General features: G+C 41.2%; 29 protein-coding genes and 1 pseudogene. 3 read left to right on the forward strand and 27 right to left on the reverse strand.

Translation table 11 applies throughout. The features are described from left to right. Positions 1-13: 13 nt before the first annotated feature. The 6 genes from G633_RS0111010 to G633_RS0111035 form a co-directional block, all read right to left on the reverse strand. Positions 14-775, reverse strand: a complete 762-nt coding sequence (locus G633_RS0111010; protein ID WP_051200124.1) for a class I SAM-dependent methyltransferase — start codon at positions 773-775, stop codon at positions 14-16. Between the two features lie 38 nt (positions 776-813). After that, on the reverse strand, positions 814-1,485 hold the full coding sequence (locus G633_RS0111015; RefSeq protein ID WP_196804255.1) for an ABC transporter ATP-binding protein: 672 nt from the start codon (positions 1,483-1,485) through the stop codon (positions 814-816). 70 nt (positions 1,486-1,555) lie between these two features. Next, positions 1,556-2,278, reverse strand: coding sequence for an ATP-binding cassette domain-containing protein (locus G633_RS0111020; RefSeq protein WP_026519960.1), 723 nt, complete (start codon positions 2,276-2,278; stop codon positions 1,556-1,558). Positions 2,279-2,280: 2 nt separating this feature from the next. Beyond that, the gene (locus G633_RS0111025) at positions 2,281-3,099 is read right to left on the reverse strand and encodes an ABC transporter permease (RefSeq protein WP_022779912.1); all 819 of its coding nucleotides are present in this window, start codon (positions 3,097-3,099) and stop codon (positions 2,281-2,283) included. Next, on the reverse strand, positions 3,099-4,022 hold the full coding sequence (locus G633_RS0111030; protein WP_026519961.1) for an ABC transporter permease: 924 nt from the start codon (positions 4,020-4,022) through the stop codon (positions 3,099-3,101). Before G633_RS0111030 ends, G633_RS0111025 begins: the two co-directional genes overlap by 1 nt. Beyond that, positions 4,015-5,625 (reverse strand): ABC transporter substrate-binding protein, encoded by a 1,611-nt coding sequence (locus G633_RS0111035; protein ID WP_026519962.1) that lies wholly within the window; start codon positions 5,623-5,625, stop codon positions 4,015-4,017. The genes G633_RS0111030 and G633_RS0111035 overlap by 8 nt, the downstream gene beginning before the upstream one ends. 180 nt (positions 5,626-5,805) lie before the next feature. Here G633_RS0111035 and G633_RS0111040 point away from each other — a divergent pair, with 180 nt between their 5' ends. Then, on the forward strand, positions 5,806-6,993 hold the full coding sequence (locus tag G633_RS0111040) for a cation:proton antiporter (protein WP_026519963.1): 1,188 nt from the start codon (positions 5,806-5,808) through the stop codon (positions 6,991-6,993). A 91-nt stretch (positions 6,994-7,084) separates the two neighbouring features. On the opposite strand, the gene G633_RS0111045 is transcribed toward G633_RS0111040, so the two are convergent. From G633_RS0111045 to G633_RS0111060, 4 genes are all read right to left on the reverse strand, one after another. Beyond that, positions 7,085-8,008, reverse strand: a complete 924-nt coding sequence (locus G633_RS0111045) for a radical SAM mobile pair protein B (RefSeq protein WP_026519964.1) — start codon at positions 8,006-8,008, stop codon at positions 7,085-7,087. Next, positions 7,984-8,682, reverse strand: a complete 699-nt coding sequence (locus tag G633_RS0111050) for a radical SAM mobile pair protein A (protein ID WP_026519965.1) — start codon at positions 8,680-8,682, stop codon at positions 7,984-7,986. The genes G633_RS0111045 and G633_RS0111050 overlap by 25 nt, the downstream gene beginning before the upstream one ends. After that, positions 8,679-9,116 carry a radical SAM mobile pair system MarR family transcriptional regulator gene (locus G633_RS0111055; RefSeq protein ID WP_013282512.1) on the reverse strand — a complete coding sequence of 146 codons (438 nt, stop codon included), beginning with the start codon at positions 9,114-9,116 and terminating at the stop codon, positions 8,679-8,681. The genes G633_RS0111050 and G633_RS0111055 overlap by 4 nt, the downstream gene beginning before the upstream one ends. A gap of 125 nt (positions 9,117-9,241) precedes the next feature. Then, complete coding sequence (locus tag G633_RS0111060) at positions 9,242-10,279, reverse strand: YeiH family protein (RefSeq protein WP_022765369.1); 1,038 nt, start codon at positions 10,277-10,279, stop codon at positions 9,242-9,244. Between the two features lie 121 nt (positions 10,280-10,400). Here G633_RS0111060 and G633_RS0111065 point away from each other — a divergent pair, with 121 nt between their 5' ends. Then, entirely contained in the window at positions 10,401-11,282 is an 882-nt protein-coding gene (locus G633_RS0111065; protein WP_022765370.1) for a LysR substrate-binding domain-containing protein, read from the forward strand. Positions 11,283-11,443: 161 nt separating this feature from the next. Here G633_RS0111065 and G633_RS0111070 read toward each other — a convergent pair whose 3' ends face one another. From G633_RS0111070 to G633_RS0111120, 12 genes are all read right to left on the reverse strand, one after another. Beyond that, positions 11,444-11,857: an EamA family transporter gene (locus G633_RS0111070; protein WP_026519966.1), complete on the reverse strand. Its 414-nt coding sequence runs from the start codon at positions 11,855-11,857 to the stop codon at positions 11,444-11,446. A gap of 121 nt (positions 11,858-11,978) precedes the next feature. Continuing rightward, positions 11,979-13,355, reverse strand: coding sequence for a replication-associated recombination protein A (locus tag G633_RS0111075; RefSeq protein WP_026519967.1), 1,377 nt, complete (start codon positions 13,353-13,355; stop codon positions 11,979-11,981). Positions 13,356-13,398: 43 nt separating this feature from the next. Then, positions 13,399-14,424 (reverse strand): DUF6017 domain-containing protein, encoded by a 1,026-nt coding sequence (locus G633_RS0111080; protein WP_026519968.1) that lies wholly within the window; start codon positions 14,422-14,424, stop codon positions 13,399-13,401. Positions 14,425-14,445: 21 nt separating this feature from the next. Then, entirely contained in the window at positions 14,446-15,372 is a 927-nt protein-coding gene (locus G633_RS0111085; RefSeq protein ID WP_026518388.1) for a ParB/RepB/Spo0J family partition protein, read from the reverse strand. 13 nt (positions 15,373-15,385) lie between these two features. After that, positions 15,386-16,168: a ParA family protein gene (locus tag G633_RS0111090; protein ID WP_026518387.1), complete on the reverse strand. Its 783-nt coding sequence runs from the start codon at positions 16,166-16,168 to the stop codon at positions 15,386-15,388. Further along, the gene (locus G633_RS0111095; RefSeq protein ID WP_026518386.1) at positions 16,161-16,469 is read right to left on the reverse strand and encodes an excisionase; all 309 of its coding nucleotides are present in this window, start codon (positions 16,467-16,469) and stop codon (positions 16,161-16,163) included. Before G633_RS0111095 ends, G633_RS0111090 begins: the two co-directional genes overlap by 8 nt. After that, positions 16,466-16,738: a DUF6462 family protein gene (locus G633_RS0111100; RefSeq protein ID WP_026519969.1), complete on the reverse strand. Its 273-nt coding sequence runs from the start codon at positions 16,736-16,738 to the stop codon at positions 16,466-16,468. The genes G633_RS0111095 and G633_RS0111100 overlap by 4 nt, the downstream gene beginning before the upstream one ends. A 615-nt stretch (positions 16,739-17,353) precedes the next feature. Further along, positions 17,354-18,574 (reverse strand): site-specific integrase, encoded by a 1,221-nt coding sequence (locus tag G633_RS0111105; RefSeq protein WP_022770063.1) that lies wholly within the window; start codon positions 18,572-18,574, stop codon positions 17,354-17,356. Positions 18,575-18,739: 165 nt separating this feature from the next. Further along, a complete protein-coding gene (locus tag G633_RS20440) occupies positions 18,740-18,922 on the reverse strand; it encodes a DUF6462 family protein (protein WP_334290988.1) in 183 nt (60 codons plus the stop codon). Beyond that, positions 18,837-19,559 carry a hypothetical protein gene (locus G633_RS19950; protein WP_022770064.1) on the reverse strand — a complete coding sequence of 241 codons (723 nt, stop codon included), beginning with the start codon at positions 19,557-19,559 and terminating at the stop codon, positions 18,837-18,839. Before G633_RS19950 ends, G633_RS20440 begins: the two co-directional genes overlap by 86 nt. A 245-nt stretch (positions 19,560-19,804) precedes the next feature. Beyond that, positions 19,805-19,963 (reverse strand): hypothetical protein, encoded by a 159-nt coding sequence (locus G633_RS19955; protein WP_022770065.1) that lies wholly within the window; start codon positions 19,961-19,963, stop codon positions 19,805-19,807. A gap of 401 nt (positions 19,964-20,364) precedes the next feature. Further along, positions 20,365-21,858 (reverse strand): radical SAM protein, encoded by a 1,494-nt coding sequence (locus G633_RS0111120; protein ID WP_022770067.1) that lies wholly within the window; start codon positions 21,856-21,858, stop codon positions 20,365-20,367. A 145-nt stretch (positions 21,859-22,003) separates the two neighbouring features. Here G633_RS0111120 and G633_RS0111125 point away from each other — a divergent pair, with 145 nt between their 5' ends. Beyond that, positions 22,004-22,552 carry a TetR/AcrR family transcriptional regulator gene (locus G633_RS0111125; protein ID WP_022770068.1) on the forward strand — a complete coding sequence of 183 codons (549 nt, stop codon included), beginning with the start codon at positions 22,004-22,006 and terminating at the stop codon, positions 22,550-22,552. Positions 22,553-22,659: 107 nt separating this feature from the next. On the opposite strand, the gene G633_RS20350 is transcribed toward G633_RS0111125, so the two are convergent. The 5 genes and pseudogenes from G633_RS20350 to G633_RS0111145 all read right to left on the reverse strand — a co-directional run bounded on the left by G633_RS20350 (position 22,660) and on the right by G633_RS0111145 (position 24,690). Continuing rightward, a complete protein-coding gene (locus G633_RS20350) occupies positions 22,660-22,794 on the reverse strand; it encodes a hypothetical protein (RefSeq protein ID WP_022770070.1) in 135 nt (44 codons plus the stop codon). Beyond that, entirely contained in the window at positions 22,772-22,945 is a 174-nt protein-coding gene (locus tag G633_RS20495) for a helix-turn-helix domain-containing protein (protein WP_081647180.1), read from the reverse strand. The genes G633_RS20350 and G633_RS20495 overlap by 23 nt, the downstream gene beginning before the upstream one ends. Positions 22,946-23,127: 182 nt before the next feature. After that, positions 23,128-23,226, reverse strand: a pseudogene (locus G633_RS20445) (metallophosphoesterase); the annotation flags it as partial. Further along, complete coding sequence (locus tag G633_RS0111140) at positions 23,227-23,919, reverse strand: TVP38/TMEM64 family protein (protein WP_022770073.1); 693 nt, start codon at positions 23,917-23,919, stop codon at positions 23,227-23,229. A gap of 36 nt (positions 23,920-23,955) precedes the next feature. Further along, complete coding sequence (locus G633_RS0111145; protein WP_022770074.1) at positions 23,956-24,690, reverse strand: GNAT family N-acetyltransferase; 735 nt, start codon at positions 24,688-24,690, stop codon at positions 23,956-23,958. Positions 24,691-24,693: the final 3 nt, after the last annotated feature.

Raw genomic sequence — 24,693 nt, forward strand, 5'->3', positions numbered from 1 at the left:
AACTCCATTCCCTTTATATTTCTGCTTTCTGCGCCTTTACCAGAAACATCCTGTCAGGCATATAAAACTGGTCTTTCTCGCTATAGAGTCTATCTCCCGCCCCAAGATCAGTAACTATATTTTCATAACCGATTTTTTCAAGAGCAGCTTTGTCCCACTCCGGTCTGTCCAAAGTGCTGATAGATAACATGTGGTAAATATCGTGGCACTCCTCTACCATGGCGTCGGTCACATTTTTGTGGGCAAGGTTCTGCATCTGATCATAGTGATGAAATCCCTTTGCATACTCCGCATCATACACAAGCAGCATTCCTCCCGGCTTTAACACTCTGTGCCACTCCATGTAGGCTTCCACCGGATGAGGAAGTGTCCAGACAAGATTTCTATTTATCACCAGGTCAAAAGAGCTATCGGCAAAATCCAGTTTTTCTGCGTCCATAACCATAAGGCGCGCCTTTGCTCCATGGCGCGAAAGCAGCTCTTTTCCCCTCTCTATCATCTCAGGCGTAAGATCCACCCCGGTCACGTCAAAATCGAAATCCGACAACACCATTTCGAAAAAGCCGGCTCCGCATCCTACATCCAGAACAGACAACTTATCATCAGCTGAAAAGTGCCTTAAAAACTCCGACTGCCACAGCTGTTTTTTTCTGCTGTGGATCTCCTCGTGCTTGTGCTCACTAAAGCTCTCAGCTCTCTTGGACCAGTAGGTCACTACTTTATCTTTGATATCTTCAGCTTCCTCCTCAAAAGGAATCTGCATAAGTTTAGTCATATTACTACGTATACCTCAATTATTTTTCTAAAAGTTTGTTACTCAATAAGATTATCAAGCAGTTCTTTTGTGTACTCATGTTGTGGATTTCCAAGGACTTTACCGGTCTCTCCCTCTTCCACACACTCTCCGTTTTTCATTACCATTATCCTGTCGCACAGCATGCTCACCAGAGCAATGTCGTGGGAGACAAATATGATCGACACCCCTTCTTTTTCCCTCAGCTGCTGCAAAAGAGCTACTACCTGGGCCTGAGTTGTAACATCCAGCGCACTTGTTGCCTCGTCGCACAAAAGAATCCCGGCATCAGAACACAGCGCCCTTGCAATTGACATTCGCTGGCACTGTCCTCCGGACATGCTTCCTGCCTTTTTCTCCAAAAGACTCTCATCAAGCCCAACGGCCTCAAGGATTCGTGACAGTTTTTCATGGCCACAGCCCTTTGCAGCTTCCACAACGGCTTTTTTCATCTTCATTCTTGGGTCAAAAGACATCTGGGCATCCTGAAATATCATCTGCAGAAAAGTTCCGGCAAAGGCCGGCGACTTACCTGTATACTCTGTTCCCTTATAATAAAGATTTCCACTGTCAGGCTTTTCCAGGCAGCTGACATGACGAAGAAGGGTGCTCTTTCCACTTCCGCTCTCGCCGACGATTCCAAGGATCTCTCCATTTTTCAAGAAGAAACTCACATCCTTTAAAGCCTGCAATTTTTTGCCTTTATCAACGTAACTTTTATTTAGATTTTTTCCTTCTAAAATTATATCTGAATCCGGCATATCAGCTCACCTTCAGTCTTGGTACGGCCTTCAAGAGATTTTTTGTGTACTCGTTTTGTGGATTCTCCAGGATCTCTTTTGCAGGGCCATACTCAAGCATCCTGCCACTTTTCATGATTCCAATGTAATCAGCCATTTTAGATGCAATACCCAAATGGTGGGTAACCATCAAAATAGTAGTACCCTTTAGTTTGTTGATCTCAAGAAGCTGCTCCACAACCATCCCTGCAGTTTTAACATCCAGGGCGCTTGTAACTTCATCGCATAATAAAATCCCCGGCTCCAAGAGCATTGTTGTGGCAATGGCCATGCGCTGGTTCATGCCTCCTGACAGCTCATAAGGCCTTGATGCAAGCGCTCTTTTAGCATCATTAAGTCCCAGGATTTGGAGTGTCTTCTCAACTTCATCTATTTTAAAGTCGATGTTATTACTTTTTAGCGCCTCCATTATCTGTGCCTTGTAAGTCCTTATGGGATTAAAAGATCCGCCGGGATTCTGAGGCACAATGCCAAGTAAAATGTCTTTTGGAGTCTCTATACTTCCGCATGTTTTAGTCACGCCTCCAAAGCCATGAATAGCCTTAAGAAGCGTAGATTTACCACTTCCGCTCTCACCGACGATACAGACTCTTTTACCTGCTTCCACTTCAAAAGAGATATCATTTATAACACTCTCATCACCGTAGCCGGCAGAGAGATTGTTTATCCTAAGTATTGTATCCATGCTTAATCCTCATCTCTATATTCCATGACGCAGTCACCAAGATAATTAAATACTATGATGGTGACTATGGTAGCAATTGCCGGATACAGCACAGCCCAAGGTGCTATCTGTATATATGCCCTGGACTCATTGATCATTGACCCCCACTCAGCAGTGGGTGGCACAACTCCAAGCCCCAAAAAAGACAGGCCCGAGATACCTATCATGGTGGTTCCTATCTGTGTAAGGGCATTTGTAAGAAGTGGTGCTATTATATTAGGAAGTATGTGGGCCATCATTATAGCCGGCCCACTCTTTCCTGCCAGTTTTGCAGCTTGCACGTAGGGGCAATTCTTTATGGCAAAAGTATGACTCCGTGCAAGTCTGGCAAACCCGGTCCACATAGTTATTCCCAGCGCAATCATGGCACTTGAAAGTCCTCCTCCAAGAATGCCCGCAACCGCGATGGCTACTACCATCTGAGGAAATGCCAGCATAATATCGGCAATCCTCATCATAATTTCATCCAATATTCCGCCATAATATCCGCTAAGGATTCCAATAATGCTTCCCAGGATAAAAGAAATCGCAACCAGTATAAATGTAGCTGCTATAGTTGTCCTTGCTCCGTATAAAACTCTTGAAAACACGCATCTTCCCAGGTTATCTGTTCCAAACAGAAATTCCCCGGACGGAGCTGACCTTATGGCTGATGCGCTTGTTGCATATGGATCATTAGGTGCAATAACACTTGCGAAAAGAGCTATAAGCACCAAAAGCAGTGCAACACCTGCAGATATTATTACTTTTATTCTGTTAATCTTTTTCCGTTTATGGTTCATTAAAAAGACCTCGGATCCAAAAGCCTGTAGGTAATATCAACTATCAGATTTATAACAACATAGATTGTTCCCATAATAAGCACAAAGCCCATGATCACAGGGTAGTCCCTGGCTGTTATGGAATCCATCACAAGTTTGCCGATACCCGGCCATCTGAAAATATTCTCAATAACAACGCTGCCTCCCATCAGGGTTCCGATCTGAAGGCCGATTATTGTAAGTATGTGTCCAAGGCTGTTTCTAAGGACATTGTTGATAAGAATAAATCTGCCCTTTACCTTTCTGGACTTCATTCCCACAACATACTCTTCCCCAAGCTGATCTAAGAGTTCGCTCCTAATCTGTCTTGTAAACCTTCCTGCCATGGGTATTGCCAGAGAAAGTGCAGGCAGCATAAGTCCTTTGATGCTTCCATCTGCAATTACAGGAAAGACCTTGATATGTATGCAAAACAGATACATCAAAAGTACTGAAATAAGGAAATTCGGAAGGGAATTACCTATAAATGAAAAGAGCCTGACTATATGGTCTACCAATTTTCCCTTTTTGACCGCTGACCATATTCCCAGTGGAAAAGAGATTATAAGCGCCAAAAGCAGACTGGTTAAAGCCAGTCCACATGTGTTCTTAAGCCCTTTTATCAGTTTTGGCGCAACGGGAAGATCATCCTTAAAGGAAACACCAAAATCCCCTTTAAGAACATTCGAAAGCCACTCCGCGTACCTAACGATAAAGGGGCGGAGGAGGCCAAGCCTCTCCCGCTCCGCTTGCAGTATTTCTTTTGTGACCACCACACCCTGGGAGGTGAGTCTCTTTTCCGCAGGGTCACCGGGAGCCAGATACATTATGCCAAACACAAGAAAGCTCAGCACTAAAAGTATCAGGGCAAGTCCCAGGATCCTTTTAAGTATTTGTTTAGCCATTAATGTCAGTCTCTGCGTCTACTCCATAGAAATCGAAAGGAACATACTCAGCAAATCCGCTTACACCCTTGCGAAGAACTGTAGTGTTATTGAAAAGTCCAACATATCCGAATGCATTGTCATCTATAGCAATCTGAACGATCTTGTTGGCAAGCTCTGCTCTCTTTGCAGTATCTGTCTCAGTTCTGAGCTGCTCAATCATGCTCTGGCATTCAGCACTCTCAAATCCACCCACATTGTAGTAAGCTCCGTCTGCAAGAGTTGAGTCGATGAAGTAAAGAGGATCACCTGACTTATCAGCGATCATGCAGTAAAGAGCAAGATCAAAGTCAGCGTTAGCAATGTAAGTAGCATCAGGATCTTCCTCAACTCTAAGTGTTGAATCAATACCAACAGCCTTAAGCTGCTCCTGGATCAGGATTGCAAGAGTATCAAGAGATCTTGCTGCATAGTATGCAATGCTGATGCTGAGCTTATTACCGTCCTTCTCGTAGATGCCGTCAGCTCCAAGTGTATAACCATCGGCCTCCAAAAGCTCTTTTGCCTTGGCAGTATCTACTGCAGGAACACTCACCTTGCCATAAGCAGCTGATGTTGAGAATGGTCCGACTGCTGCAGATACTGTACCTGAAAGGTACTCTGCGATCTTGTCCTTATCAACAGTGAGATTGATTGCTTCTCTCACAGAATCATCAAGTGTATTCTCATTGAGAATGTAGAACTGAAGACGTGCACCGGGAATTGAAACTACATCGTACAGATCAGGGCTCTGGTTATAAACCTCAAGAGCTGCTGATGAAACGCTGTTGTAGCAGTCGATCTCGCCGCTCTGCATAGCAAGGAGCTTGGGATCATCCTCCTGCATGTAGTAGAATACAGCGCCGTCGAGCTTAACATCGCCGCCCCAGTAGTTTTCGTTCTTTGCTACTGTTACATCTCCCTCAGGGATAAACTCTGTAACAACAAATGGTCCTGTGCATACAGGTGCGTTGTCAAAATCTGTTGTTGCATCAAGATCGATCATTCCGCACTCAGGGCTTGCAAGGTCGTTCTTAAGAGTAGGATAAACTTCCTTAGTATCGATAACGATTGTCTTGTCATCTGTAGCAGTCATCTCAAAATCGCCAAGATAAGCAAATCTGCTGTTCTCTGCAGCAAGACGATGAAGGTTTCTGATGACCATATCAGCTGTCAGAGGGTTTCCGTTTGAGAACTGAACTCCATCATTAAGTGTAATTGTCCATGTGCTGCCATCAGCAACTGCGTCCTTAGCAAGACATGGAACTGCGCTCATGGTCTCATCGAGCTTAAACAGCGCCTCTGAAACACCATAAATTGATGTGTACCATCCATAGTATTCTTTGTGTACATCAAGACTTGGATAAGCAAAAGATGCTGCAGTGTGAAGAATCTTTTCACCTGTAGCTGTAGACTGACTTGCGTCAGCTGTCTGATTCTCAGATGTTGCCTGTGTTTCTGTTGATGCCTGTGTTTCTGTTGATGCCTGTGTTTCTGTTGTCTGTGTGTTTGCACCTGAACCACAAGCTACCATTGATAGTGTCATGGTTGCAGCAAGAAGTGCTGCTAAAAACTTTTTCTTCATAATATAGTATCCTCCATTGTGCCTGAATTACCTCACACAATGGAAAGGATAGCATTATGAAATCCGCTCCACAAGCCCCCTGGGGGGTTATTACTACGTTGGTTATAATTTTTTAACTTGATTTTGAGACGAAAAAGTATCATACTCATTTCTTAGCGTTATTAATAAGGAGGTATATAAATGGATACAATTCAGATACTCAGAGATCTTTTTATCATAATCGTCATGGCAAAGTTATTCGGACTGATCGCCAGAAGACTCCATGCGCCACAGGTTGCCGGTGAGATCATCGCAGGTCTTCTCATAGGGCCAACACTGCTTAATCTTGTTAATCCCAGTGATTTCCTGTCGGGCATGGCCGAAATCGGTGTGATTCTTCTGATGTTCAGCGCCGGCCTGGAAACAGATATCGACAAACTCAAAAAATCCGGCCTAAAGGCAACAATCCTTGCATGCACCGGTGTTGGAGTTCCGCTGGTTTTTGGAACGCTCCTGTACATGGCCTTCTATGGCGTTGCAACTCCCGGATCAACTGAGTTCATAAAAGCACTCTTTATAGGAACTATTCTTACAGCTACTTCCGTGAGCATAACAGTTCAGGTTCTAAAGGAACTTGGAAAGATTTCCACAGAAGTGGGAACAACAATCATGAGCGCTGCGATCATCGATGACGTAATAGGAATCGTGGTTCTTACAGCTGTTCTTGGTCTGAAAGATCCTAATGCCAATCTTGCAGCTGTTTGCTTAAAGACCGTAGCCTTCTTTGCCCTCTCGGTTGTTGTGGGAATTATCATCTTTAAGATAATGTCAAAAGCAGAAGCAAAATGGCCTCATACCAGAAGAATCCCGATCATGGGACTGGCACTTGCCTTTGCGATGTCTTATGTTGCCGATAAGTACTTTGGAGTAGCTGATATCACCGGCGCCTATGTTGCAGGTATTATTCTCAGCTCCCTGGACAACTCCGAGTATATAGACAGAAAGATGGACATAAATTCATATATGTTATTCGGCCCCGTATTCTTTGCAAGTGTAGGACTTCAGACAAACCTAAGGTCTGTTGACATGACAATCCTTGCATTCTCGGCAGCATTTGTTGTCGTTGGGCTCCTCGGAAAGGTTATAGGATGTGGCATCGTAGCAAAGCTCCTTAAGTACAACACCTCTGACTCGTTAAAGATTGGTGTTGGTATGATGACCAGAGGCGAAGTTGCACTTATCGTGGCTCAGAGAGGTCTCAAGGCTGATATCGTTGACAGCAGATACTTTACCGCAGTAATCCTGTTGATAATATTAAGCTCAATTCTGACACCTATAATATTAAAGGCTATATATGCCTCAGATGACAAAGCTAATTCTCCTGCTTGAGTTAATCGACTGTAGAACTGGAATTGTACTAAAATAAAAAGGTCCGCTTTCTATTAAGAAAACGGGCCTTTTTATTTCAGTTAATCTTCCATCAAGGATTATGTATTACATTTCTCTTTCCACTATTGGCAGTTCCTCTTACTTCTTCGTGGTAAAAGTAATCTACGATTGTTGGATGTCCTTTCTCTACTCTCTCATACGGAGTTTCATTATCAACAAACCTGCAATCATACTTTTTAGCCAGCTCTTCTGCTTTCTTTTCCAGCGCTTCAAAATAGCTGCGGTTCTTTTTGTTATAGATTTCGTCATACAGTGGCACCAGATCCGGATGTTTATCGGAAATGTATTTCATGATATCTGCCTTAAAACCTCCACGAAGATTCAGATTCTCAAGCCATACAAGGTCACACTGATCTTTTGTCCTGTCTATGATTGCTTCTATATCCGTAATCCCCGGGAAAACGGGTGAAATAAAGCAAATTGTACGAATGCCTGCCGCATATACCTCTTTCATTGCAGCAAGCCTTCTTTCTATGCTTACTGCCGCATCCATATCATCTTTAAACTCTTCATCGAGAGTATTGATTGACCATGATACTGTAAGTCTGCTATTTTCATTGATCTCTTTTAGCAGATCCAGATCTCTTAGTACAAGGTCTGACTTTGTGCAGATAAGTATGTCCGCACCACTGTCCTTTAGTTCTTCCAGAAGTCTTCTTGTATTTTTATATGTTTCCTCTAGCGGATTATAACCATCCGTAACTGTTCCAATGATTACCTTCTGTCCAGCATACTTCTTTGGATTCTTTATTTCAGGCCAGTCTTTCACATCCATGAAAGTTCCCCATTCCTCCGTATGCCCTGTAAAGCGTTTCATAAAAGATGCGTAGCAGTATTTACAGGCATGGGGACACCCCACATAGGGATTCAACGAATATCCTCCAATAGGAGTATTCGATTTTGTCATTACACTTTTTGTTTCTATATGATTTACTTTGATTTCTGGTTGTTCCATATCCTCTGTTCCTCCAGCACTTTGTTAAAAGCATCCGGCATTTCCTGTATCATTTCTTCTCCCATAATCGGAACAAGATCTTCTTTCCAGAATACAGGAATGTTCAGTTCATGAGCCTGTTCTGTCAATGAATAAACCCACCCGGGATCTGTTTTAACAGTCCTGCTCTTTGCACCGGTCATGGTTCCCACCACAATCCAGTCAATGCCTGTAAGATCAACCTTACCCGGATCATCGAACAAAGGCTCAAAGGTAACATGATATTTTTTTGCCTTCACATTGCTCCGCAGTGCATCAATACGCCATAACTCAGACTTTCTCGTAACTGTAACGCCAAACCATGCATTATCAAGATCTGTTTCAAAAGACAGAAGATCCGGTCGTTTGGTAAGAAAAAGAAACTGGTGCTGAGGATTCTCTGCTATCTTTTTAAAGACTTCCTCTCTCCATTCCTCATGCCAGCCCGAGAGATCGCTCATGCCGGTCAGCAGAAAATTCTGCGGCTTTTTCTTTTCCATCATACGAAGCTTTCCTTGAAAAAACTGTGGCTTTTCAAAACCATCTATGATGTGATAACGCCTCGTATTGTTTCTGGCATAGCAGTACGGACATCCAACAGTGCACCCTATAACAAGATTCATGTTCTGAATCTGATCTTTAATACAGATACTCATTTGTCACTCCATTCCTCAAGGTTTACCCTGATGCGGTTAAGATACTCTTCAAACTGAAGAATCTCTTTATCCGTAAAATCACGATAATAAATATTCCCCATCTCATTGGATACGGAGTCATAAGCTTCTTTAAGTTCTTTGGCTTTATCTGTCAGGAACAGAAGAGTTTTTCTCTTATCAGCTTCATCAGTTTTGCGGCTTATCAGTCCGTTTTTTTCCATCCGCTCAAGCATGGTCGTAAGTGAAGTAATTGCAAGTCCGCTTTTCTCGGAAATAATTTTAATAGGAACACCATCTTCCTGCCATAAGACATAAAGAATCCTTCCCTGAGCTCCGTTAAATGCATCAATGTTTTTTTCTGCCAGTATCCTTTCAAATATACGATCACCCAGCTGTTTTATTTTTGTAACAAGAAATCCACCATTTGTCTTCATAATTAAATACTCCTATATCGTAGTTTTATACTACGATATAGGAGTATTTTTGTCAAGCACACATATCATAACTTCAGAGATAACGCACTGTTATTCTCTACAAAGACCTTTACTGCTTTATCACATCACCAAATTCCCATCACATGCTGTAATATGAGACTAACCAGCGTTATACCGATCCAGCAACATCCTCCAAGTATGATGGGCTTTCCTCCTGATTTTATAAGTTTAATCACATTACTGTTCAGCCCAATTGCCGCCATAGCCATAATGATAAAAAATTTGCTAAGTTCTTTAAGTGGATTAAACACATCAGAAGAGATACCTATGCTGAGGCAGAAGGTTGTTATGATAGAAGCAAGTACAAAAAACACTATGAACATTGGAAATGCTCTTCTGAAACTAAATCCACTGGTAGATGTTCCTGTCTTTTTTGCTTCCCGCGCCCTCTGATAAGCAAGAACAAGCGTAATTGGTATGATAGCCAGCGTTCTGGTCAGTTTCACTGTAACAGCCTTATCCAAAGTCTGACTTCCCAGATTCCACATACTGTCCCATGTTGATGCAGCTGCAGTTACAGATGATGTATCATTAACTGCAGTTCCGGCAAATATTCCGAATGCGTCGCCTGTCGTAATATCAAATCCGATTATTTTCCCTAATGATGGAAATAAAAGTGCTGCAAGTACATTAAAGAAAAAAATTACAGAAATCGCTTGCGCCACTTCATCGTCATCGGCATCTATAACCGGTGCGGTTGCAGCTATTGCAGAACCTCCACATATCGAAGAACCAACGCCGATAAGCGTTGCTGTATTTCCCTTTATATTCATTACTTTATGAAGGATCCATGCAATACCTAGCGAAGTTGAAATTGTACATATTATTATTGGAAGCGACTGTTTTCCTGTATCAAGGACAACCGAAAGGTTCATACCGAATCCAAGTAGCACAACAGCGGCCTGTAATATCATCTTTGACGTAAACCTGATTCCGGCAGATGCTTTTCCTTTATCATTCCAAAATAATGTGATGATCATACCAATAATAATTGCAATTACCGCACCACCTATAACAGGGAATCTTTTCCCTAAGATCCAGGAAGGAACTGCTATAGCCAGGCAAACAAAAATTCCCAGATAATTCTTTTTAAGAAAATCCATCATTATACCTCTTTCCTTTTTCTTATTGTTTCAGGTCTTATTCTATGCCCTTCGTTGAAAAAGTTAAAATTATATATTATTATCTAATCATAAATATTTCTTATCGTTGTGGAGATTGAAAATGCTGGATTTTAGAATTGATACCTTTCTTTGTGTTTGCAAATACCTCAATTTTACCAAGGCTGCAAAAGTGCTCAACATCACTCAGCCCGCTGTTTCTCAGCATATTCATTATCTCGAGAATGAATATGGAGTAAAACTGTTTTCTCAAGAAGGTAAAAAACTGTTGATAACTGACAGCGGAAAACTTCTTTATAAAAAAATGAATCAGATTAAAAACGATGATATAAGACTCAAAGAAAGGCTTACCCAAAAAGACCATAGAATTAAAGAAATCTCTTTTGGCGTTACAATGACCATCGGCGAATATGTAATTGCAGCCCCCATCAGCAATTACATTAAGAATCATCCCGATTTTGATATCAAGATTCTTTTCGGAAACACATCAGAGCTTCTCGGAAAGCTACAAGATGGTATTATAGATTTTGCGCTTATAGAAGGATATTATCCTGAAAACGACTATGAAACCTTACTATTTAGCCGGGAAGAATTTGTCCCCGTTTGCTCATCCAACCACTTTTTCGGCAAAAAGCCAAGGAAATTAAAAGATCTATTTTCTGAACGAATATTGATAAGAGAACCCGGGTCAGGAACACGTAATATTTTGGAAAGATCTTTAGCTTTGAACAATTACTCCACAAGCAACTTCATCCACTTTATACAGGTTGAAAACATGCATGCAATAATTAGTCTTGTAAAAAGGGACTGTGGTATAACCTTTTTATACAAAGCAGCCGTTACATCTGAGTTGAATTCAGGGTCTCTGAAGGTATTATCACTTGATGATTTCAAAATAAAGCATGATTTCACTTTCATTTGGCCTAAAGATACTATTTTCACAGAAGAAATCCATAGTATTTGCGAAGAAATCCTTCAATACTGATCATTTATCTAATTCTGATGCAAAAAGCCTTTTCTTAGAAGTAATAAAACCTTCTAAGAAAAGGCGAAAATAATTACACTTCGGTTGCATATGAACCCACCTGGAAGTTTGTTACTTTTCCGTGATCGTAATCCTCATCCTTGATACATTTAACTGAAATATTATACTACCATCAGCAATGTTCCGACTCCAATCAAGATACATCCTAAGATTGATTTTGCTGTAAACTGTTCATGCAGGAACACGAATGCAAGCACCATCGTAATCACCACACTGAGCTTGTCTATAGGCACTACTTTGGAAGCTTCTCCCATCTGCAATGCTTTGTAATAACATAACCACGAAGCACCCGTAGCTAAACCTGAAAGAATAAGAAATATCCAGCTTCTTTTACCGATCGTTGATAAACCGTTCTGTGCATGAGTTATAAAAACCATAATCCAAGCCATTCCGACCACTACCACGGTTCGGATAGCCGTAGCCAGATTAGAATCAACCCCTTCAATTCCTATCTTTGCCAGTATTGATGTCAATGCTGCAAATATTGCCGATAACAGCGCAAATACGCTCCACATATATCTAAAGCCTTCCCATCTTTATTTTCTTCTTACAAACGCCACTTTGATTAAAGCTCATGGTAATAAGGGTAGATGCTTTCATTATGCCCATCCATCCTTCATGCGAAATCCTTTGGTATTATTCCCACGGTCTCTCAGGATTACCCTCTTCAGAAGGATCCTTATATTCATATCTCTGAGGATCTTTGCCTATGTTTCTGAAATACTCTTTTATATCTTTTTCATGACCGATATCATTCGGCTCATAGAATGTCATGTCTTTTATCGCATCTGGAAGATATTGCTGCTCTACCCAGTGATTGGGATAATTGTGAGCGTATTTATATCCAACACCCCTTCCAAGCTTTGCGGCCCCTTTATATGAGGAATCCTGAAGATATGGAGGTATTGGAAGATTTCCGGTTTCTCTCACTATCTGCAACACCTTCTCTATTCCGAGATAAGCCGAATTGGACTTAGGAGCTGAGGCAATATAGGTTGCTGCCTGGGCAAGGATGATTCTTCCTTCAGGCATTCCGACACGTTCAACTGCTATTGCTGCAGATGCTGCTACACATATAGCCATGGGATCAGCATTCCCTACTTCTTCAGATGCTGCAACCAGCATTCTCCTTGCAATGTACTTAACATCTTCACCTGCAGCAAGCATACGACCGAGATAATAAAGCGCTGCATCAGGATCTGATCCACACATGGACTCTATAAATGCTGCTATGGTGTCGTAATGATTATCCCCGGTCTTGTCATAGCGGATAGCTTTCTTTTGGATGCACTCCTCAGCTACTGCAAGGTCTACGTGGATTTTTGCATCTGCCGAGGGTTTTGTGGTGAGCACTGCCAGTTCTATTGCATTAAGTGCAGCCCTCGCATCACCATCAGCTATATCCGCAAGGAAGTCTGCCGCCTCATCTGTTATTTCAGCGTTGTACTGCTTTACACCCCTGTCAGATTCAAAAGCTCTTTTTATGAGAGTCAGGATGTTTTCTTTAGAAAGCGGCTTTAGCTCAAATATCCTTGACCTTGATATAAGCGCCCCATTCACTTCAAAGTATGGATTCTCAGTAGTAGCGCCTATCAGTATTAGCGTGCCATCTTCAACGTATGGAAGCAGGTAATCCTGCTGAGCCTTGTTAAATCTGTGTATCTCATCTATGAAAAGGATTGTCTTTCTTCCGTATCCACCAAGATTGTTCTTGGCTGTTTCAACTACAGACTCCATATCTTTTTTACCGGCTATCGTAGCATTGACCTGATGGAAGTCTGCCGAGGTAGTATTGGCAATCACTTTTGCAAGGGTTGTCTTTCCTACCCCGGGAGGTCCATACAGGATTATCGAACTAAGTCTGTCTGCCTTGATAGCACGATAAAGCAGCTTGTCTTCACCTATTATATCTTCCTGTCCCACAACTTCATCAAGTGTCTGTGGACGCATTCTTGCTGCTAAAGGCGCTTCTTTTTCTTTTCTGCCCTCAGCCATATATTCAAAGAGATCCATATCAGCATATGCTCCTTTGTTCAATTTCACTCTTTAAATTATATCATGCCTCGCACGCCCCATAAGCCATATCATGATTTACTTCAGCCTGATAAAAGGCTCCCATGGTACTTGGAGCATTGAACAGGGCTGCAAGGAGATACTTCTTCACATTTCTTGGCTTTTCTTTGTTTTTATTCCAACAGTCCATCACGTACTCAATGTGCATTGAATTGAGTTTTAGGAGCTTGCTCTTTACAAAATTGGCAGAGTACTGGCTGCTGGCAACAAGAATGTAATCACTGGTGGTGAGTACAGTCTCAAGGATCAGATCATAAACGCCCTGCAGAAAATCTCTGTCACAGGGATAACGGTCCATAAGGATATCAAGACTGATGTTCTCACGGATAATATCTGCATAGGCTCTCTCATCATCATCGTATCCCATCAATTTGGCAGTGCCGGTAATTGATATGGTCTGATTAGATTTGTTATTACTAAGACTGTTATTATTTATATTGTTCTTATTTGTGTTTAAAAAATAAACGACCTCAGATTTACTTTCAGGTTGGGTGGGGTTTGATTCATAAACAGGGGCATTTGAAAAACAAACACCGCTGTTTGAATTATGGGCTACCTCAGAGTTATCCACAAGCTCCCTGCCGTTCCCTTCCATACCCGAAAGCAGTTCCTCTGCTTTTCCTAAAATTTGATTTTCAAATTTTGGTGTACTCTTAGGAATAAAATTTTTTACGTAAATCTTAAGACCTCTCCCAGGAATCAGAACCTTTTCAATAAGGCCGATGGCATCAAGATTCTTAAGGATTTCGCCTGCTTTATTTCTGCCACAGTTTGCAAACTCCATTATTGTCTCGATAGAGCAGTATACATAGGCCCTTCCAAGTTCGTCGAACCAGTTATTTTTGATAGACAGATTCATCCTGTCAAGGAGCATGGAATAAGTAAGAGCCTCCTCCAGATTCACGTTCTTATACATAGGATCAAATAAGAGTGGCTTTGGTATCTTTATAAAGTTGAACTGATCAGCCTCAGCCCCATAGAAGTAATTTAGATCTAATTTATTTCCCACGGAATGTTCCTCCCAACTGTTTTATTTTTGTTCCTCATGCCACTTTTCAAGCAAGCCCACGATTACCATTTCCCTTTGTTTGCTGCTGAAATGTGGTGGAAAGTATTTATCAAGTTTCTTTTCTGAAAGTGTTACCTTACCATTAGCTTTGCTGTTACTATCCGGAAGAGCATCGTTCATAATCTGTATCACAGTTCTCTGTGCGATATTCTCCAGATTGGGTGTTTCCTTCAGTGCCTGTATCTGTACTGGCTTGAGGAAATTGTTATCTCTGTAATATTCATAAATCCAACTCTGAAGTTCTTTATCGAAGCCTGCAACATCAACGCCCATTGTTACACCGATTTTCTTCTGATCAACAAGATCCATGACTTCCGGCACCAGCTCTGTCAGCTTTATATAATTCTGAACCGACCTTTCACTCATCCCTGCCTCTTTACCCACTATGGCTCTTGACTTTGTTCCTGCCTCTTCCAACTTGTGGCAATCATTGCCACAAGTTAAATCTGTTCTTTTACCCTGTCTGCTGTTAAGAGCTTCCATCTTCATCTTTAATGAATAAGCTCTTTCACTGGGAAGTATCTCTTCTCGTTGAACATTCGCGTCAACCATGGCTATGGTAGCTTCTTCATCAGTGAACTTCTTTATTACTGCAGGGATTGTTCGTAGCCCCGCCAGCTTAGCAGCATGCATCCTCCTGTGACCGGAAATCATTTCATACATTCCAGGATCAGCTATTTCTCTTACAATCACCGGTGTCAGGACACCATTTAAGGAAATGCTCTTTACCAGATCTTCCATACGGCTGTCATCTACAACTTTAAAGGGATGACCTTTAAATGGCCTGATATGGTTTATTTCCAGTTCTACTGTTGTTTCACTTGTTATTGGTGCTCCTAAGAGCTGCTCCACTGATTCAAACTTTATCTTTTCTCTCTTTACTGCCATCTGTCCGCCCTCCTTATGAATTTCTGATCACTACATCTGTAAGTGCTGTATAAGCAGCTGCAACTTTTCCTTTGGGGTCATACTCAAATATGCTCTTACTGATTGCGCTGGTCTCTGAAGCTCTTATTGAAAGTGGTATCTCTATAGGAAATACAGGAAGGCTCTTTCCATATACCTCATTAACTTCAGCTACAATTTCTTTTGCATAATTTGTGCGGTTATCAACCATGGTCAGTAAAATTCCTTCAATCTCCAATTTAGAGTTAAGCCTGCGCTTTACTGTATAAATAGTCTTGATGAGTGCCTGAAGACCTTTAACCGGAAGGAAAGCACTCTGTACCGGGATGAGCACTGTGTCTGCACAGGCCAGAGCATTTACTGTCATAATTCCAAGAGATGGCATGCAGTCAATCACAACGAAATCGTACTGCTCCTTGATCTGATCCACATAATCCTTCAAGACAAGTTCTCTGCTCATAACATTTACAAGTGAAACCTCGGCTGCAGACAGCCCTATATTTGACGGAAGCAAGTCAATATTCTCTGAATGCTTCAAAATAGCATATCCCTCCGGAATATCTTCCTCATTAACAAGCTTCTCAATTACTGTTGCAATTGTTACATCCAGCTTGTCAGGCTCTGTATATCCCATACAGATTGAAAGACTGCCCTGTGGATCCGTATCCAGTAAAAGTACCTTCTTACCCTGAGCAGCAAGTCCTGCTCCTAAATTCACTGCTGTTGTGGTTTTTCCCACACCACCTTTCTGATTTGCGATTGCGATAACTTTACTCATTTTCATCTTCCTCCTTTGCCTTTGCTTCAAAGATTTTTAATAATTTTTCCTCATCACCTTCGATGAGCTTATCTACCTGCTTCTGGTGGGCTCTAAGATACTCTTCAAAAATATCCCGTCTTATCAGGACTCTTTTCCCGATCTTATAGACTGCCCCGGATGCCCATGCCATCCTTATCATCGGTTTCTCTCCAATTCCGTAATATTCTCCGGCAAGCTTATATGTGACCATTACCTTATGGGCAAACATCAAATCTTCATCGTCCAAATACTGTGAGAACTTCCAGATACATCCGCTCATTTCTTCCTTCCCCCTGTCTTGGTCATCTTAGGTGGCTGGTGGAACCTTTCCAGATATGCTTCAAATATCTCTATGTTTATGAGAACGTACCCATCAATCCGATAGAGAGCTCCCGCCTTATCAGCGAGCTCTAATAGCTTCTTGTGCTGAATACTGTAGATGTACTCTGCTTCTTTGTATCTGATTAGCTTCCTACAAAACATTCTTGCCTTATTGCGGACTTCCTGTTTTCTTTCAAGGTCCTGATATTCCTCATCATCAAAATCCATATGCTACCTCCGTAATCTCTTTTTGGGATGAGTTCCTGCAGAGGTCTTTCGCATGTCACAAAAACAAAAAGAGCCATTCCTGAATTTTCGTTCAAGAATGACTCTAAAATGAGTACTTTATTGATTTGTCTATGCAACTACTTCCCGATTATTCCCGTGTATATGGGCTCAATCTGTTGTAGTATTGTTGCAGTAAAAATATGTGATTCCCTGTAACCCGCATGTTTACTGGCTTTATTTGCCCAGTGACTTAAGTGTCGGGAAAATCCTTACTGATTCTTCCATACCGTGTCTTAGCATGTCATACACGTTCGTTTTAGAAAGGTCTCGGGACTGACTTTTATCCATAGCGCGTCGTAGAGTGTACCTTATCTGCTGTCCTTTTTGGTGCAGGACGTGCCCTCTTTGGACACCTATGGATAATCTCCATGATGGAGAACCCGATGAATCATAATCGATATCTTTCAATATCTGCTGATGCACATTTCAGTTCGTTTACATCTCTGAACTTTGTACTAAGTTCAGTATAATACTTCCCGATCCATTTGTCATTACCTTTCCGTAAATTTTTAATCCAAATGACGCCTTCCATGTCCAAAGACATACCTGTGTCATTCAGATGATGATCTTGCCTTCAAGATTTGCCATCACTTCCTGCTTCTTTTCTCCGGTACATTCTGCATAGATGTCCATGGTCGTTGAGATGTCATGATGGCCCATGATCGACTGGATGACTTTCAAGTTGGACTCATTCTCGCACAGCCTCGTGCAGAATGTATGTCTGAGATTGTGGGCTGATATCTGCGGTATCATAATAGGTTCTCTCTTCTCCTGCTTTGCTAGTCTTTCCTCCAGCTTGTTGGCATCATCTATGATGCTGTGGAGTGCGCGGTTGACTGCTCCTGCCATCTGTACGGTTCTGCTACCCGTGGAAAAGACAAATCCAGAATAGCCATCCACTTCTTCCTCGCAGAAACCGATGATCTTCTGGAACTCATATTCCATAAGAAAAGCATCAAACACTTCCTGTACCATGGGAATTGTCCTCATTCCGGCGGCAGTCTTGGTTGTAGTCTCAATACGCTTTCTGCAGTCGCCCTCCTCATCAGGTCTGTCGCTAAGTGAATGGTTGACACTGATGATACGCTTCTCGAAATCAAGGTCATCCCAGGTAAGACCGAGGCATTCTCCTATTCTCATCCCGGTTCCCAGAAGGATTGTGAAAATCGGAAGCCATCCGTGATATTTGCTGCTGGAGCGAAGGAAATCCATAAACTGCTTCTGCTCCGGAATAGAAAGGGCAAATCTCTTTTCCTTGATCCAGTACCTGCTGTGCTTTATCTCGTTCATTACCCCTTCTGTAGGATTGGTTCTGATAAGCCCGTCCCTTACTGCCATCTGGAAAGCAGGATGGAGCACCGTGTTCACGTGATCAACTGTGGTTGCCTTTAGTCCCTTGTCAATCATCAGGCCATAGTAGAACCTCTTGATATCTGAGTACTTGATATCGACAATCTTACATTTTCCAATCCCCTCATCAATGTACTTGGCACTGTTCCTGTAAGCTCCTCTTGTAGATACCTTAAGGTCATACTTGGTAGCAAGGTAACTGTCAACCATATGGCTCACTTCGATCGTGCCTGCCTTATGAGGGTCGAGTCCATCCTCATAGTCGCGCAGGAGTTTTTTCTTGCGCTCCCTCATTCCAACCAGTGTCTTTGAATAGATCTGATGTCTTTTACCTGTGCGGTCTGTGTAGGCAAAGCAGTATCTGCCGTCTGCTCTCTGATACTCACCGCTATGCAGAACATATCCTCTATTATCTTTTCTTGGCATTTGATTCCTCCATTTATCTAATAAAAAGAGGAATAGCCGGTTCATAAGTTCATTATAATCCGTCATATTCCTCAGTTTCAATCCATATTTATCCTCTTAAAAATCCCAAAAACCGCATAAATGCTGCTATTTGGACTTGTGTGTATCTGTATGGATCCCTATGGATTACTCATCATACTCACAATTATTTTCTATGTGATCATTTACCTTAATCGTATCGATCAGAACACGTCCCTTCACGTAATACCTTGCTTTTGCATCTTTAGCCAGCTCTTCTATAGAGTGTCTCCCCAGAGAATACAGAAGCATCGCCTCCTTGTAGGTTACGTATTTTTTCTGACCCGACATCACCAGTTCCCTCAGTTCTTTTTCCTCCAATTGCTTCCTCATCTTTGGCATTGCACAACTCCTTCCATCTTCTCATCTGTTTTCTTCTTGTATCTTCTATGAATTCTATTGCCTTTTTCTTTACCTTGCTGCGGTTGCGGTAAACCCTTGACTTGGCAGAGTCGTAATAGTTCTTGCTGTCATCCGCAATCTGCTGGAGATCTCTTTCTCCTGTAAGAAGGTCTTTGACTTCATTTCTCTGCTTTCTTGGAAGGATGACCATCGCATCATTGAGGTCCTTATAATCTGTCCTCATATCCTGAAGAGCCTGGATCTGGATGTCGTGCTTCATATCCTCATCCGCCCCCTTCATGGCATCATCAATGTTCCCATCCTGTATATCCTGTATCAGGGTCAGATTTCCTGTCGCCTCCATGCAGGTCGGATCACTCTTCCCTGAGGTCTGGACCCTGATACCAAGATCTCCTCTTGCCTCTCTCCGGTTAAAAGCCTTCTCTTCCTTAATATCATCAAAGAGCCTTCCTTCAAACATATCCGCCAGCTCAAGAAAGTTATCATAGTGTTCAAATATGATATCGATCCTCTTGCCGTTGTCAGATTCCGCATAAATAAGTAGAAAATCATTTTCAGCCGCCATCTTTCCCTCCTTTGAAACGATGAAAACCAAAAGCAATATGTTGTTAGTCTTAAGACTCTTATATAATATAGTAGAAACAGCTTCAAAATCGTCCGATGTTCAGACATCATGTTCCGAGTTTCAGACATAATAAAAGCAGCCATTCAATGACTGCTTTCATCCTAAAAAACTCCCGACCAGATGTCGAGAGTTTATGGTATATCCAACTATAAGAACCAGTTAGGCAAGTTGATTTTCTAAGAAAGTTATGAGCGCCTTTTATCTTCAGGAACCCATGTATGCCATGCTGGTGCTTTAGGCATCTCCTCCCCTGTGATCAGGGACTTGATCACACGTCTGTGGATGAAAAGACATCCACCAAAGAGTATTGCTACTACTGCCAATATTACATTTCCTGACTTCATCTTAAACCTCCTGCTGTTTATTTGTTCAATTGTTTTTCAATGCTTCACACTAAGGTATCCGGCTTCTCTGAAGGTATAAACCTTTCAGCTATATTTCCATCTTTATCAATTTAAACAATTTAATACAATATGATTGTATCACATTCAATTCTGAATTCAAGATATCTTTTATTAATTCTTTGTTTATATTTACAAAGCATTAAGCTGCTTTGTACGGTAAATTTTCAGGGTAAACGCACACTTTTTAATAAATAAATTATCGAACTAAATGCACACAAAGCCAGAGTTTTTCAGCACTCTGGCTTATTTTTTATGCCCTTAACTTCACTGATTCAGGTGAATAATAGCTTCTGACAAATCCAGAGTATTAAGCCGTATTTTGGAAAAACGCTTATCTTTAATCATGCATGTTTTTTGAAATCTTTGGCAAGGCCTGTTTTCTTCTCTTCAAATCTCATAATATTATCATTTTCTATCCTATTAGCCGGTGCATAATTTTCATACTTCTTTTTTTGATGTGGCTGCGATTTCCAAATCTCATCGGCAGCAGGGGCCCACTTGAGAGCATAGTCATCACACTTTGCACATAAATGCTCTACACTCTCCTCCGATTCTTCATTTGTGCCATGTGCTTTTGATCTTTCCACCATCTCCCTTAGAAGTTTTGGATTTTCGAGCATCGGACACGGTCTTAAGTGATTTTTATTAAAGGGCTGTCCCTTATGATATTCCATGAAAAGCGGACTCTTTAGCATTTCCAAAATAGAATTGTCATGTATATTAGTGTTTGAAAAATGGATGAAAACGCAAGGTTCTGCATCTCCGCTTGAGTTAATATGGAAATAATTCCTTCCACCTGCAATACATCCACCTACAGCTTCTCCGTCATTCTGAAAATCCATCGGAAAGAAGCCTGTATCACATTCGTTTGAGCGAATCCATCTGATACGTTCTATCATCAGCTTTCTCTGCTCTACGGTAGGCATCAGCTCCGGTACCGCATTATTTCCAACCGGCATATAGTGGAAGAAAAAGCCAAATCTCGCGCCTTTTTCTGCAATATACTTTATAAATTCAGGATTTGTCACGGCTTCAATATTATTTCTTGTATAGCAAATAGATGTACCAAAGAGAATCCCGTATTTTTTGAAAAGAGACATTGCATTCATCACTGCATCATAATGACCGATTCCTCTTCTTGCATCATTAGTTTCAGGTGTCCCCTCTATGGAAAGCATGAATGTAATATTTCCCAGCCGTACAACCTCTTTACAAAAATCATCATCCACAAGAGTTGAATTACTATATATTCCGAACTGCACATCATTATGCTTTTCTGCAAGCTTAAGTATATCTGCCTTCCTGACAAGGGGCTCTCCACCTGTCATCATATAGAGATACACGCCCAGCTCTTTTCCCTGAGTTACTATCTTATCCATATCGGCAAAAGACAAATTGTTCTTTGGTCCATAAGTGCCTGACCAGCATCCTTTACAGTGCATATTGCAGGCAGAAGTAGGATCAAAAAGTATAAGCCATGGTATGTTACAGCCGTATTTTTCCCTGTTCTTCCGTATAGTCTTTGTTCCCCTGAAGAAAGCCTCGTACCCCAGATTGAGCATGGTCATTTTGGCTATATGCGGATCAGTTTCATCCACTACTCTGTTTATAAAGTTTACCCAGCGGTTATCCGGATCCTTAAATGCACGTCTAACAGCTTCCAGTTTTTCAGGATCAGCAGCCTTCTTTCCCCAAAAGCGTTCTGCTTCATCAACGAGCTTTAAGTATGTTTTGGTGCGGTCATCAGTCTTATCAAGATGGCCAAGGAATTTGTCTATCAGGATACTAAAAGCTTGTCTTTGCGCTGCATGTGAAATATTTGTAAATGTGTTCATATCGTCTCCCAGTATTTTTATGAATATTGACAAAACATCTGTCTGATAATACATTTATATCATCTATACAAATGTCAAACAATATGTTGTGCGTATTTGATACACAATTTTACAAAATGTCGTGACAATACAAATGGAGGCCAAAATGTCCACAGAGCTTGAAAAAAGAAATATACGAAGAATGTCAAATAAGGAGTCCAATAGAATTACTAAAGAATGCATCTGTGATGCGCTGATCGGATTGATGAAAGAGCATCCGTACAAAGATATAAATATGACCATGATAATAAAAAAATCAGGAGCTTCAAGAGCTTCTGTCTACAGAAATTATCCTTCAAAAGAGGCTATCATTCAAGACATTACAAAAAACATAACTGACGAGCTCAGCGCTTCTTTGACAGGACTGTTGCAGAAAAGTAACACGTATGAGTGGTTTTTAAAGGTGTTTTCAAGGCTGCACTCCGATAAAGACATGTGTGTACTTATCCGTAATTCAAATATCTCTTTTACGGATATGTTCTATAATGCCTTATGTATTGCCTCAGACAGCGAATACGCTTCCCATCATGAATATATTGCCAGAGGTATTGCTGCCGGCTTATGGGAAGTGTCGCTGACATGGATAAAAAACGGTATGAAAGAATCTCCTGAATATATGGCAAGGGTATGCTCAGAAACCTTAAGATTGGAATGAAAATTACTTAACGAAACATCCAAAAGTTTTATTCAAGAGACAAAATCTGAAAAGCTTGCCCCATCCGGAAACAAATCCTGATTCATATCATCACGTCACCCTTCATACTATACTGACACGGCATTTCGTCCAAGGATATTGGGTTCGTCTGTAAAAAAAGCAATGATTGTATCCCCAAAGTACTCTGAAAGCTCAGCATAGTATTTCTCATGAGTAAGTTCAATAAACTTTTGCACCTTCATAACGTTTTCCTTTAAATACACGATGCTTTTCAATTTCTCTGATTACAGTTGAATGGGATTTTCCTATCTTTCTAGATATCAGATTAGGATTAAGATTATTATCAAGACCTTCCTGAATATAAACACGATCATCTAATGTCATATGAGACATTTTTTCACCTGTCTTTCATATAATGTGTTGATCATCATATGAACACAAGAGACCCATATTCGAAATACGTCTTGATATATAGAAAAAAAGAATTCTCAGACTAAACGCAACACCTATAGAATAGTGTGCTTTTAATCTGAGAAATACGCGTTTAACTAAATAATTTACAAAGCTGCTTTTCACATTCTTTTTTCGTGATTTCTCCATGCTTTTCCGAATACATCCATTGGTTTGTCTGCCTGAAAAGACAGATGGAGATCTCCAAGTGCATATAGTGCCATTTATTCACCACTATTAACAGTTTTTTTCTTAATAAGCATAGCAACAGCCAGGTAAACGACTACTGCAATGATCGCGCCCGCAGCAATATAGCTGTATTGGTTCTCTAGCATCTTTTCAGCTCCGAATGTATAGATAAAGATATGCGGAAACCTTGCAACAAAAGTGATCAGGATCCATTGGACCACATTTTCTTTTGAATAAAAGCCAAGCCATGCATACGTATCTTTTGGTAATGGTAAAAGCATGAACAGAACATGTACTAATACCGGATTTTTATTTAGAACAAGATTTTCAACCTGTTCCAATTTACTTTTGGGAAAAAGCAGAAGCAAAAAATCTCTTCCAAATTTCTTTCCCAAGAGGAATGCAGTTGTGTTTGCCATAGTTGCAAATATATCACAAATGATTGCTCCCTTAATGCCTCCAAATGCAGCGCCAGCAGCAAGATAAAACGGAAGTCCTGGTATGCAGTTTGAGAGTGTCTGTAAAAAAACAAAAAATCCAAACACTAATAGTCCAAAGATGCCTCTGCTTTTAACATATTCTTGAAATCCATCTGCATCACCAACAAAAGCAATCATAGGTTTTCCAATTAAAAAGTAAATACCAAGCAGGAAAAAAGCAACAAAACATACAATCAGGATTCTCCGCTTATTATTCTTTTGAGATTTGTTTGTGGACTCTGATTGCATCGCATGTCCTCTCCAAAATGACAGTATATGTGAAAATCATTCGAGCCTATCTGTTACAAGTTCTGCCCAGGCCGGTACAAACCCTGAACCGATAGCAACCTTTTGGGAAGCGATATGTCCCATGGAAGTACCGTAATATGGAAGCCTTCCCTTATCAAGGATCTCATTTTTAAGAAGCGCAACAAGCATCTTTCCTATGCCCTTCTGTCTTCCGTTTGGCTCCACATTTATTCCTATCTGCCACATCATAGGACTGTCCATGCTTGCCCCTGCCATACCAAGGATTTCACCATCCTTTATGGCTGCGACACCTACCATGTCAGGTGCAGTTTTGCAGAAGGTATAAGCTTCGCAGAACCTGTTATCTCCCCTAAACTGCTCGATTTCCTTGCCCCGATACCACTTAATATCATATCCGGAAGTGTCTACATCAGATTTTTCCTCGGATATATAAAACGGATGGGACATGCCTATCTGGTATCCATCCTGATGCAGTCTGTCGTTCAGCTTTCGAAGGTTTTTTGCTTCCATAAACCACTCAGAACCATAACTTTCAAAGTTTTCCTGACACCAGGCAATAATATCTTCTCTGCCGGTAAACAGGAGCTTTCCGTTAACACATACAAGCTTAAGGTAGCATTCTTCTTTTTCCTGGTATCTGCGCCTGCCATCTACAGGGCTATACTTAGTAAAGTGGTTTTTATCATCAATTACATCTTCCCGAGAGCAACAGTAATCACGGGATAGCTGTTCACAAAGTATATCGTTCATAGT

The organism is Butyrivibrio sp. FCS006, from assembly GCF_000424525.1.
Taxonomy (GTDB): Bacteria; Bacillota; Clostridia; order Lachnospirales; family Lachnospiraceae; genus Butyrivibrio.